The 12,238-nt window shown below is 44.7% G+C and carries 12 protein-coding genes; 4 read left to right on the top strand and 8 right to left on the bottom strand.

The features are described 5' to 3' along the window. Window positions 1–39: 39 nt before the first annotated feature. Entirely contained in the window at window positions 40–1,113 is a 1,074-nt protein-coding gene (locus OH463_RS01395) for a PTS fructose transporter subunit EIIC (protein WP_269990326.1), read from the bottom strand. A 431-nt stretch (window positions 1,114–1,544) separates the two neighbouring features. Here OH463_RS01395 and ptsP point away from each other — a divergent pair, with 431 nt between their 5' ends. The 4 genes from ptsP (at window position 1,545) to OH463_RS01375 (ending at window position 6,684) form a co-directional block, all read left to right on the top strand. Then, window positions 1,545–4,052 (top strand): phosphoenolpyruvate--protein phosphotransferase, encoded by a 2,508-nt coding sequence (gene ptsP, locus OH463_RS01390; protein WP_017819047.1) that lies wholly within the window; start codon window positions 1,545–1,547, stop codon window positions 4,050–4,052. A 68-nt stretch (window positions 4,053–4,120) separates the two neighbouring features. Further along, on the top strand, window positions 4,121–5,161 hold the full coding sequence (locus OH463_RS01385) for an oxidoreductase (RefSeq protein ID WP_050908528.1): 1,041 nt from the start codon (window positions 4,121–4,123) through the stop codon (window positions 5,159–5,161). Window position 5,162: 1 nt separating this feature from the next. Then, window positions 5,163–5,621 (top strand): heme-degrading domain-containing protein, encoded by a 459-nt coding sequence (locus tag OH463_RS01380; protein ID WP_017819045.1) that lies wholly within the window; start codon window positions 5,163–5,165, stop codon window positions 5,619–5,621. A gap of 85 nt (window positions 5,622–5,706) precedes the next feature. Beyond that, window positions 5,707–6,684: a KpsF/GutQ family sugar-phosphate isomerase gene (locus tag OH463_RS01375; RefSeq protein WP_017819044.1), complete on the top strand. Its 978-nt coding sequence runs from the start codon at window positions 5,707–5,709 to the stop codon at window positions 6,682–6,684. A gap of 72 nt (window positions 6,685–6,756) precedes the next feature. On the opposite strand, the gene ybgF is transcribed toward OH463_RS01375, so the two are convergent. The 7 genes from ybgF to ybgC are packed head-to-tail and all read right to left on the bottom strand — an operon-like array spanning window position 6,757 to window position 12,083. Beyond that, window positions 6,757–7,512 (bottom strand): tol-pal system protein YbgF, encoded by a 756-nt coding sequence (ybgF, locus tag OH463_RS01370; RefSeq protein WP_005450293.1) that lies wholly within the window; start codon window positions 7,510–7,512, stop codon window positions 6,757–6,759. A 15-nt stretch (window positions 7,513–7,527) separates the two neighbouring features. Continuing rightward, the gene (gene pal / locus OH463_RS01365; protein WP_005450296.1) at window positions 7,528–8,049 is read right to left on the bottom strand and encodes a peptidoglycan-associated lipoprotein Pal; all 522 of its coding nucleotides are present in this window, start codon (window positions 8,047–8,049) and stop codon (window positions 7,528–7,530) included. A gap of 32 nt (window positions 8,050–8,081) precedes the next feature. Continuing rightward, entirely contained in the window at window positions 8,082–9,434 is a 1,353-nt protein-coding gene (tolB, locus tag OH463_RS01360; RefSeq protein ID WP_009698274.1) for a Tol-Pal system beta propeller repeat protein TolB, read from the bottom strand. A gap of 10 nt (window positions 9,435–9,444) precedes the next feature. After that, window positions 9,445–10,515 (bottom strand): cell envelope integrity protein TolA, encoded by a 1,071-nt coding sequence (gene tolA / locus OH463_RS01355; RefSeq protein WP_005450300.1) that lies wholly within the window; start codon window positions 10,513–10,515, stop codon window positions 9,445–9,447. A gap of 13 nt (window positions 10,516–10,528) precedes the next feature. Beyond that, the gene (locus OH463_RS01350) at window positions 10,529–10,972 is read right to left on the bottom strand and encodes an ExbD/TolR family protein (protein ID WP_005450302.1); all 444 of its coding nucleotides are present in this window, start codon (window positions 10,970–10,972) and stop codon (window positions 10,529–10,531) included. A 3-nt stretch (window positions 10,973–10,975) separates the two neighbouring features. Next, window positions 10,976–11,674: a protein TolQ gene (tolQ, locus tag OH463_RS01345; protein WP_005450306.1), complete on the bottom strand. Its 699-nt coding sequence runs from the start codon at window positions 11,672–11,674 to the stop codon at window positions 10,976–10,978. Continuing rightward, the gene (ybgC, locus tag OH463_RS01340) at window positions 11,664–12,083 is read right to left on the bottom strand and encodes a tol-pal system-associated acyl-CoA thioesterase (RefSeq protein WP_005450307.1); all 420 of its coding nucleotides are present in this window, start codon (window positions 12,081–12,083) and stop codon (window positions 11,664–11,666) included. The genes tolQ and ybgC overlap by 11 nt, the downstream gene beginning before the upstream one ends. Window positions 12,084–12,238 lie beyond the last annotated feature (155 nt).

The following is a 12,238-nucleotide window of genomic DNA, read 5'->3' as shown; positions in this document are numbered from 1 at the left end:
GGCTATTCAGCTCACCAAGCTATAAGTCTGTTCTGCGGATTAACCAATCTCGATATCAAGGTCTAAATCATCGGACTCTTCTTCTTTTTCTTGCGTGACAGGGCGACGTGCTTTCAAGAAGTTGACTAACAAAGCAGTAGCCAATGAGCCAACAGCAAGTGCGATAATGAAACTAAAGCGACCTTCAACCACAGGAAGTACAATCAAGCCGCCCCAAGCTGCATAACTTTTCACACCAAGCACTGCTGCTGTTGCAGAACCAATTGCTGTGCCAATCATGATGGACGGTAGCACACGCAATGGATCAGCAGCTGCGAAAGGAATAGCCCCCTCCGTAATACCCATCGTGCCCATTAGAATCGAAGCTCGTCCTGCTTCTTGTTCGCTGTAGTCGTAAAGCTTTTTATTGAGGAATGTTGCTAGACCCATACCGATAGAAGGCACTGCCACAGCAACGGAGGAGATACCAGCTACGTTATAGATACCTTCACCAACACACATAATGACGAACGCATACGCAACTTTGTTGACAGGACCACCCATATCAAAGGCGATCATAAGACCCATGATGACAGCGAGAAGAACGATGCTCTCGTTTTGCATACCTTTAAGAAAATCCGTCAGAGCTGCAGTCGCTGCACCGATTGGCTCACCAATCCCCCATACAATGGCACCAGCGGTGATGAAAGTACCAATGATTGGAATCACGAAGATCGGCATTACAGAGCGAGCGTAAGATGGAACTTTGATCTTCTTCAGGTAGAACACCACGATACCACCTAACAGACCGGCAAAAATTGCCCCAAAAAAGCCCGTGTTATACATATTTGCGCCGATGAACGCCGCTATCGCAGAGGGTGCTAAGGCAGAGCGATCAGCGATTGAGTAACCAATGTAAGCGGCTAGAATCGGCACCATCAATTGGAAACCAGCAACACCAATGAAGAACAGATCGTGTAACCACGTGCCCTCTTCTGGAACGGTACCTTCTCCGTAAAGCATGACCGACATTGCGAGCAAAATACCTCCGGCAACCACAAACGGGATCATGTGAGAGACACCAGTCATCAAGTGTTGGCGAGTGTCCTTAAGTATTGAGATTAAGTCTTTCATAGACTTCTCCTTGGATAAGTTTTTTAAACTGTTTCACGTAAAGGGTTAAAACTTCAGCCGGCCGTGCTTTGGTATCTAATATAGTGAGCAATAGTACTATTCGGTTAGAGGACAAAAGTTCTATTTACTGGATATTTGTTCGATTACAAAGAAAAGTTGATCCGTCTCTCGAAAAATACCCAGAATAAACAAAGAAAAATTAAAACCCTTAAATACAAACACTTAAGGCAAATCAAAAGTAAAAGTTAAACCTAAGCTATGTTTAAAGTCACATTTTTGACTGCCAATTTGAGATATATCACAGTTAACTTTCAACCTAACAAAAATCCAGTTTTTCGTAGTTTTGTCCCATAGTTTGTACTGTCTACTTTGATATTGTGAATGCATAACGAAAGGCAGTGACCATTGCCAAAGTAAAAGGACAATATGAAATGAAATCTTTCTCTTTCTCTTGCGAACTTCCAAATGGAGTTCACGCTCGCCCAGCGAGTCATGTTGAAGCGGTTTGTAATGGCTTTGATTCTTCTATTACATGGCAAAACCAACGTACGGGGATGAGTGGAAATGCGAAAAGCGTACTCTCTCTAATTAGTACCGATACGCTGTTAGGTGATGAGTGCTTAATTACTATCGAAGGTCAAGATGAAGACAGCGCGTTGACGCAACTAAAACAGTTTATTACTAACGAGTTTCCTCATTGCGACGCCCCACTTGCCACAACGACTCAAGAAGATGAAAACCTTGCTCCTCTCCCAAGGAACTTTTCGAATTTAAATGTGGCTCATATTCGAGGTCGCAGTGTCAGCGAAGGTTTTGGTCAAGGCGTATTAACGGCAATGGGAGCGATTAACTTTGATGCATTCACTGACTTACCACCAGCAAAATCTCTTAATGAAGAGCGTTCACAACTCAATTCGGGCTTGGAGGCTGTCGTGAAATCTCTGACGATTCAGTTGAACTCTTCTGAACACACTGAAGGCGAAGTGCTCAAAGCACACCTATCAATCGCTAAAGATGAAGAGTTTAGACAAACCATCGCGAGTAACCTGGTTGAAGGACGAAGCAGTGCAGACGCGATTATTGCCACTGCTAAACACTTTGGTGAAGTTATGAAGAACTCATCGAGTGCTTATATGCGTGAACGTGAATTAGACATTCGTGATGTGTGCTACCAGCTACTGCAAAGCATTTATGGTGATGAACGTTTTGGCAGTCAAAACAAGCTCACACAGCCTACTGTTTGCTTAGCTGACGATCTTACCCCTAGTCAGTTTCTTGAGTTAGATAAGTCTCTCTTGAAAGGTTTAATCCTCTCTCATGGAGGAAATACTTCACACACCGTAATTTTAGCGCGCTCTTTCGCAATTCCGACGATTGTGGGGGTTGAAGGTTCTCGCCTAACTGATCTTCTAGACGAGGAAGTGGTTGTTGATGGGACTCTCGGAATTGTGGTGACAGAGATAGCTGAATCTGTGGAACGTTACTATGTTCAAGAAAGTAAAGTGAAAGAAATTGTCTCTAGCCGACAAGCACAATTTCGTGATGTAGCAGCACAAACATTCGACGGAAAAGTTCTTGAAGTTGCGGCCAATATTGCTCACTCAGTAGAAGCGAAAGCCGCCTTCGCAAACGGCGCAGAAGCCGTCGGTTTGTTCCGCACAGAAATGCTTTATATGGATCGAACCTGCGCGCCAGATGAAGATGAGTTGTACAACATTTTCTGTCAAGCGTGTGACGCTGCAAATGGAAAATCCATCATCGTTCGAACTATTGATATCGGTGGTGATAAGCCTGTTGATTACTTGAATATTCCAGCAGAAAACAATCCATTCCTAGGCTACCGTGCGGTACGGATCTACCCCGAGTTTATTGAGATGTTCAAAACTCAATTGCGCGCCATCTTACGAGCTTCTGCTCATGGAAACCTCAAAATTATGATCCCTATGATTTCCTCTTTAGAAGAAATATTGTGGGTAAAAGATATTCTCGCTGAAGTGCGCCAAGAGCTACGTAAAGAAGCCCTTCCTTTTGCTGAAAAAGTTCCGTTAGGCATCATGTTAGAAGTTCCATCTGTCGCTTTCATCATTGATCAATGCTGCGAGGAAATAGACTTTTTCTCCATTGGATCCAACGACTTAACTCAATACCTAATGGCAGTGGATCGCGATAACGCTAAAGTGGCGGCTAGTTACAACAGCCTCAACCCTGCTTTTTTGCGCACTCTGGATCATGTGGTTCGCGAAGTTCATCGACACGGCAAATGGATTGGGCTATGTGGCGAACTTGGTGCCAAAGGCTCGGTACTCCCTCTACTTGTTGGTCTAGGTCTCGACGAAATAAGCATGAGCTCACCAAGTATTCCCGCTACCAAAGAGCGCATTGCGAAACTTGATAGCCGCGAATGTCGTCAACTGCTCAACAAAGCGATGCAATGTCGAACGATCCAAGAGGTGGAGCATGTGCTTGCTCAGTTCCGTATGACTCAGTCTGAAGCGCCAATGGTTTCTGCCGATTGTATTAGCCTGGATAGAGATCTACGAAACAAAGAGGAAGTGATCAAAACACTGTCAGACAATTTGTTCTTAACCGGTCGCTGCCGATACCCAAATAAACTGGCGGATGACTTATGGGCTCGAGAAGATGTCTTTTCTACTGGACTTGGCTTTGGCTTTGCGATTCCGCACACTAAGAGTGAACATATCGAGCAATCTGCGATCAGCGTATGCCGACTTGCAAAATCGATTGAATGGGGGGATGAAGAAGCACAATTTGTCATTATGCTCACTCTCAACAAACATGCTGCAGGCGATCAGCATATGAAGATTTTTTCCAAACTCGCGAGAAAGATAATGCACGCTGATTTCCGAGATCAGCTCATGACAGCAGAAACCTCATATCAGATTGAGGCTTTGCTAAAACAAGAACTTGAACTGAACTAAGCCTTCCCCCATTTTGCATTTTGGCAGTATCAACTTCTCCGGTGGTGCTGCCTTTTTTAGGATTGCCCATGACTCCAATTAAAACCGCCATTGTTGGTTTTGGCATTTCAGGTCAATGTTTCCAAGCTCCTATCATCAATTTCTGTAAAGAGTTAGATCTTGTTGCCGTTGTCTCAAGTAATGCACAAAAAGTTCATACTCAACTAACAGATGTAAAAGTTTATTCTGAGATTAACGAAATGCTTGCTGATGAAAGTATCGAGTTAGTCATTATCTCAACACCCAATAACCTTCATGTCCCTCAAGCCAAGCTTGCATTATCGGCGGGAAAACATGTAGTTATCGAGAAGCCTTTCTGCGTTTCAGTCCAAGAAGGCAAAGAACTAATCGCACTTGCTAAACAATCAGATCAACGAGTATCAGTCTACCAAAGCCGACGTTACGATGGGGATTTCAAGACTATTCAAGCACTCATTGAGCAAGGAAAACTTCCAGGCATTCATACCTTTTACTCAAGCTACAATCGCTTTCGTCCTGAAGTCAAAGACCGTTGGCGCGAACAAGCTTTACCTGGCTCCGGCATTCTCTACGACCTAGGAGCTCACCTCATTGATCAAGCATTGTGCCTATTTGGCAAACCGGAAAGCGTCACTGCAGTATTGAGAAATCAACGGTCAGGTTCCCAAGCTGTTGACCATTTCCATTTGATTCTCAATTACCCCACGCACGAGGTCATTTTGCATGGAAACTGTTTAAGTACAACCGAAGGACCAAGGTTCCAAATCTTTGCTAAAGATACGAGCCTGATTAAATATGGGATGGACACCCAAGAAGACTTTTTGCGGAATAAACAAGGTCCAGAAACATATGGTTGGGGTAAAGATCGACCAGAGTACTTCGCCACTATCACCAGTCATCAAGGGCAGGTTTCCACAATAGAGACTCAGATAGGTGGCTATGAAGCTTTCTATCAACAACTTGCGAAGTCGATTCGAAAAGGTGACGATTTACCTGTATCACTAGAGCAAGCACTAGACGTAATTCGTATCATAGAAGCAGCTTACTCAAGTTCACAACAGCAACGGACAATCAAACTTACTGAGGTGTAGCATGATCACAGACTTAGACTTACTACTCGCACAAGAAGACAGGCTTCAGTTCACCGAGTTCAACCCAAATATCGCATGGCAGCTAGGCAATCTAATTAAACAAAATGCAGAAAATAAAGGGGCAAGCGTTGCGATTGATATCACCTTGAACGGACATTGCCTATTTTCATATGCGATGCCTGGTACCTCTATCGACAACCAAGAATGGATAGCTCGAAAGCGTAATGTTGTGGTCAGATACCAACACAGCTCTTGGTATATGGGTCAGTACTTTAAAACTAAGGGGAAAAGCATAGAAGAAGCTTCTCTTGTGGATCCAAAACAATTTGCGCCGTTCGGAGGAAGCTTTCCTCTCTCTATAAGAAACGTCGGTGTTGTTGGTAGTATTTCCGTATCCGGGTTACCGCAGTACGAAGACCATTTGTTGGTGATAGAAACTCTTGAATCCTTCTTAGGCTAAATGACTTTCTTAACAGAAAACCATCAAGAGTTTTATTATTCTTCTCCTTCTCAGCATGAAATGTTTAATACGTTAGGAAATCAATATGCATAAGCAGCACTCCACGGAAGATATTTGCCAATTAGGACGCGGCGTTATTGAACAAGAGCTAGACCAAGCTCGGTTGCTACTCGACTCTCTGACCACTTCATTCGCAGAGGCTTGCAAAGCTATTCTCAATTGCGAAGGTAAGGTCATCATTACGGGCATCGGTAAGTCTGGTCATATCGGCAAAAAAATCGCAGCGACCTTTGCTTCAACGGGCTCACCGGCTTTCTTTGTTCACCCAGCAGAAGCACTACACGGTGACCTAGGGATGGCTCGCCAAGGCGACGTAGTTATTCTGATTTCTAACTCCGGTGAAGCCAATGAATTTAAAATGATGGTACCGCTTCTAAAGCGCCAAAAAATTACCACTATTGGCGTCACCGCAAATCTCAATAGTTTTTTAGCGAAAGAATGCGATATCACCTTAGACATCGCCGCTAAGAAGGAAGCATGCCCTCTTGGTCTAGCACCTACCGCAAGCGCCACCAACACCTTGTTATTGGGCGACGCTATCGGCATTACAGTGATGACGATGCGAGAATTTGATCAGAATGACTTTGCACTATCTCACCCTGCGGGATCACTTGGTAGCAGGCTATTAACCAATGTAGGACAACTGTTAGACGACCAACACAAAAGCGCACATTGCTCACCCAATGCGACATTACAAGACGCAGTAAGTGTAATGTGCCAAACAGGTTATGGGTTAATTGCAATAGCTGAACAAGGGAATTTAAGAGGAGTCTTCACGGATGGTGATTTGCGACGAGCGTTCGCAAAAGGTGTAACACCAAGTACTGCTATTAAGAGTTTGGTGAAACCGGGAGCAATCACGGTCCAGCATTCCAGCCTTTGCGTTGACGCCTTGGCGTTGATGAGTGAAAACGCCATTACTGCTCTCCCCGTATTAACCGAAGACGGAGTATTTGTAGGAGTAATTAACCAGCATACGATCCAAAAGGCAGGGATCTATTAGTAAATCCAAGCTTTGACGGGGTTTTATTAGTACCAGAAATAGAAAAGGGAGCCTGAGCTCCCTTTTGTTGTTTTACTTCAGCTTAGAGCTAGCGACTTTCGCCGATGCACTGCCTGGGTACTCATCCACCACTTGCTGATAGTATTTCTTCGCTTGCGCTGCATTGTTGTTACGCTCAGCAATATCGCCTAGCTTGACTAATGCATCTGCACGCTTGTTGGAATCTTTGTAAGAAACCACGGCTGCAAAGCTCTTCACAGCTTCTTTATCCTGTTTCTTCGCGAAGTACAACTGACCTAGCCAGTAATGTGAGTTCGCAGAATATGTTGAATCAGGATAGTCCTTTTGGAACTGTTGGAATGCAGCGATAGCACCGGTGTAGTCGCGTTTTTTAAGGATCAAATCCACCGCGTCTTGGTAAGCCGTTTGTTCATCGGCATTCGATGTGTACTTACCACCCGTCTCTGCTGGTTTCGTTTCTTTAACAGGTGCGGCTTTCATTTCGCCACGCACTCGATCAAGCTCAACAAACAGCTCACGCTGACGTTTCAGCATTTGCTGCATCTCGTAGCTATTACGCTCTAACTGACCACGTAGATCACTGATCTCTTGTGACATTTGGTCAATTTGCTCTTGCATTTGAAGCTGAACGCGGTTGCGATTTTGCAGCAAGCGCTCTAAACGCTCGATGTCGGTTTCTGAAGAAGATCGAGTAGATACTGATGACGTGCTGTTGAGATCTGATACTGGAGCTGGTGCAGCGAACGCGAAGTTCGCTGCACTTGCCAGTAACGTAAGCGTAACAGCGCGCTTAGTGTTACTGAACATGAGGTTTACCTCGAATTAGTATACTAGAACCGCACGACGGTTCTTAGCGTAAACTTCTTCAGATTGACCTAGAAGAAGTGGCTTCTCTTCACCGTAGCTAACGATAGAGATTTGGTCAGCTTGTACACCTAGTGCTTGTAGGTAGTTTGATACTGCTTCTGCACGACGCTCGCCTAGTGCGATGTTGTACTCAGGAGTACCACGCTCATCAGCGTGACCTTCGATAGTTACTTTTAGAGCAGGGTTCTTGCTTAGGTAAGAAGCGTGAGCTGCTAGCATTTCTTCGTAATCACCTGCAATTGTTGAGTTGTCAAATGCGAAGTAGATAGTTTGAGTTTCACGTAGCGCTTGCTCTTTTAGCTCTTGCTCCGTTAGCTGACCGTTTTGATCGATCGGAGTAACGACTGTTGTTTCTGCAGCACCAGTGTTTGTTTCTGCACCAGTGTTAGAAGCAGCGTCATCGCTTGAACTACATGCTGTCATAGCCATCACAGGAATCGCGATTAGTAGCCCTTTTAGAACCTTGTTCAGTTGCATCTTATTTTCCTTTATTAATCAATTTTTTCTTACTACAAAAACGGTGACCATGCGGGAGCTCTTACACGCCCATTTGTTGCCGGTAATCTAGCTTTAAATCGACCATCAATTGACACCATCGATAGTACGTTTTTCTTGTTGTAAATCGAGCTATAGATAACCATGCCACCATTTGGGGCAATGCTCGGAGACTCATCAAGCAACGTTTTTGTTAGCACCTGAAGAGCACCTGTTTCCAAATCTTGTTTAGCCAAGTTGAAGCCCGAATCACTGCGATTCACCATGACAAGGAATCGACCGTCAGGAGTGATTTGTCCACCCAAGTTCTGACTGCCTTGCCAAGTCAAGCGGTTAGTTGAACCGCTGCCCAAATTTACTTGATAAATCTGAGGTTTACCACCCCTGTCTGATGTGAAAATCAGTGATTTGCCATCGGGGTGCCAGAACGGTTCTGTATTATTTGATCTGCCACGCGTAATTTGTGTCAGCTTACGTGTTTTTAGATCCAAGGTGTAAACCTGAAGTGAACCTGTCTTAGACAGTACCAAAGCAAGTTTACTGCCATCCGGCGAGAATCTTGGCGCACCATTATGACGAGGGTATGACGTTACCTTCTCACGCTCACCGGTATAGATGTTCATGATGAAGATTTCAGCCTGACCATTTTGGAAGCTCACGTATGCTAGCTTCTGGCCATCTGGTGACCATGCAGGAGACATAAGCGGTTGCTTAGAACGAAGTACCAAACGTTCGTTGTAACCATCGTAATCCGCAACGCGAAGTTGGTATGGGAAGCGATCTTTGTCATTTACAACAACGTAAGCAATACGCGTCATAAATGCACCGCGTTCGCCAGTAAGTTGCTCGTAAACAAGGTCAGAAATGCGGTGCGCGTATTCACGCATGCGTGGAGCTTCAACCGTTGCTACTTTATTGAAAAGAACATGATCTTTAGAAAGTACCAGCTCACCATCACCACCAAGAGCTTTACTCTGACCGCCCGTTAGTTGACCACGAACAACGTCCACTAATTGGTAGTTAACCACATAGTTGCCTTGCTCGTTTTGCTTAATTGAACCAGTTAGCAGAGCATCAACGCCAAGGCCAGTCCACGCATCAAAGTTCACCTCTGATTCATTGAATGGAGTTTGTGGCATTTTGCTCGTTGGTACAGGGCTGAATTTACCACTGCGTTGCAAATCAGAAGCAATCACAGCTGAAATATCAGTTGGAAGAGGTTTACTGCCTTCCCATTTGAATGGAACAACAGCAATTGGTCGTGCTGAATCAATACCATCAGTAATCACCAGCTCTAGTGCAGCATGAGCCACACTCGTTAGACTGCCAAGCAGTACAAACATTCCTAGTAAAAGGCGTTTAATCACGGCTTATCCCTTATTGTTGTAGTGCGACCGTAAGGTTAATGTCCTTCAGCCTTTGGTTAACTGTTGAATCAGTAGATATTGGAAAACTCGGCACTTGTGCGATTGCGCTCTTTGCAGCCGCGCATACTCTAGAGTCACCAGAAAGCACATTGACTGACGAAACGATCATGTCAGCACCCGTAGGAATCAGCTTAATGTTAACTCTACACTCCTTTCCCAATAGGTAATCGTCCTTTAGCAGTTTGCTTTGAATAAGCTGAGTATAGATAGAGCTATAACGAGAGACTTCATCAGCAACAAATTGCCCTTGAGCCTGTTGGTTTGCGCTTGTTTCACTTTCCAATCCAGCAAAGATGTCATCCAACGCTGCTTCTTGCTCTTTACGCTCACGCTCTAATCGCTCAAGACGCTCTTTTTCTTTGCGCGCTTTTTCAGCTGCCTCTTTCGCGGCTTTTTCTTTCGCAATACGTTCTTGCTCTGCTTTTGCTGCGGCCTCACGTTCACGACGCGCTTTCTCTTCTGCTTCTTTCGCAGCTTTCTCGCGCGCTACACGCTCTTGTTCCGCTTTTGCTGCGGCAGCTTCTTTAGCAATGCGTTGCTGCTCAGCTTTACGTACAGCCTCTTCTTTGGCTTTACGTTCTTTTTCTGCTTTTGCTGCACGTTCTTTTTCTTTACGAGTGCGTTCTTCCTCTGCCTTACGCTCTTGCTCTTTCTTCTTACGAGCAGCTTCGGCTTCGCGAGCGGCTTTGGCATCTTTCGCCTGTTGCTCTTTCAGTTTACGAATCTGTTCTTCTTCTGCTTTGCGATTTTTCTCAAGCTGCTCAGCTTCACGTCTCAACTTATCAAGACGGTCTTGCTCTTTCTTGGCCGCTTTTTCGCGTTGCTGACGAATCTCTTTCGCTTGCTGTTGAACAAGTTTAGGGTCAATGACCACTGCCTGCACCATTTGCCCCGTAGGTTCCGGCTTAGACATTGTGAAATCTGTACCCCAAAGCAGAGCAACGACTAACAGCGCATGCAAACCAACCGATATCGCTATCGGCTTGGTGTATTCTTTGCGTTTCTTCTTGTTGTCTTTCATAGATGTACGATGTCTATTCCTTGATATCGGTCATCAGACCCACTTTTGGGATGCCTGCACGACTTAACTCGTCAAGCAAAAGTACAACGTCAGCATATGGCGTCGCCGCATCGCCGCCCACCGCAACAGGTGAATCTGGCTTGATAGAGCGTTCTGCTTTCACTCGTACAATCACGTCTTGTAGTGATAGACCGCGCTGAACCTCTTCGTCATTCACGCTCAGACCTAAATTCCCGTCGCGATCAATTTCAATGATGATAAAGCTGCTGTCTGTATCACCCGCTATATCTTGCATCGATTCAGCTGTCGATGTTTGTGGAAGATCTACATCAACACCTTGGGTGACAAATGGAGCGGTTGCCATAAAAATGATCAGCAATACGAGCATGACGTCGATATATGGCACGACGTTGATCTCTGCTGTCATTTTACGCTTTTTAGGTTGGTAACCCGCCATGCCTTATTCCTTACTTGCGCTGTCTCTACCCGCCATCGCTTGACGGTGCAGGATGCTGTGGAATTCTTCAGAGAAAGTCGCGTAAGTGTGCTCTAACTTACTTACTTTGTTGCTTAGACGGTTGTAAGCCATTACTGCTGGAATAGCGGCAAATAGACCCATAGCAGTTGCAATCAGTGCTTCTGCGATACCAGGAGCCACCATAGAAAGTGTCGCCTGCTTCACTTCACCTAGTGCAATAAAGGCGTGCATGATGCCCCAAACAGTACCAAATAGACCAATGTACGGGCTAATTGAACCAACTGTGGCAAGAAATGGTAGGCTCGTTTCCAGTTCATCGACTTCACGAGCAACGGAGACACGCATCGCACGACCCGTACCTTCCATGATGTAAGCTGGAGAATTCGCATTGCTTTTGCGTAGACGTGCAAACTCTGTAAAACCTGCGTAGAAGATTTCTTCTGTGCCAGTAATGTCATCTTTACGGGCTTTTACCTTTTGGTAAAGCTGAGAAAGATCAGTACCTGACCAGAATTTGTCTTCAAATGACTCGGCATCTTTCGATGCTTGAGACAACACTTTGCTGCGCTTGATGATCATTGCCCAAGATGCGACAGACATACCGAGTAGTGTCAACATCACAAGCTTTACCAACAGACTGGCCTGAAGAAAGAGATCTAAAATGGAAATATCAGCAGTCACTATTTGTTAGCTCCGAATTGATAAAAGATGGGATAGCTATTGGTTTCATTTTCTTATTATCGATACATGCTACCTTAACAATTGTCTTGCACAATGTTTTGCCTTCATCATTGACTAACTCTTGACAGAATTGCAGAGACGCACGTTTTATTTCTGACACTCGGGTAAGAACGGTCAAATGCTCGTCCAATCTAGCCCCTTGGTTGAAATCGATATCCATGTGTCGGACAACGAAACCTATATTTTGTTCCAACAACAGATTTTGAGAAATGCCTTTTGCACGCAATAACTCAGTACGCGCACGTTCAAAGAATTTTAAATAATTTGAGTGATAGACGACGCCGCCCGCATCAGTGTCTTCGTAATACACCGTGATTGGCCAGCGGAAGGAATTTGATGTGCCTTGCAAGGGAGTACCAATATATTCAATTCTTTAAAGCAATTACTATAACTGAAGCGACAGCAATTGGTACTGAGCTAAGGGAATATTTTTGAAATTTGTAGAAAAAATAAAAGCCAGACTATGAGTCTGGCTTTTATTCGATGATTTAGTAACCGACTTTA

The sequence above is a fragment of the Vibrio sp. NFR genome, from assembly GCF_027587095.1.
In the GTDB taxonomy this organism is placed as follows: Bacteria; Pseudomonadota; Gammaproteobacteria; order Enterobacterales; family Vibrionaceae; genus Vibrio; species Vibrio harveyi.
The sequence above is the reverse complement of the archived record's forward strand: the minus strand, read 5'-3'. Positions and strand labels throughout refer to the sequence as shown.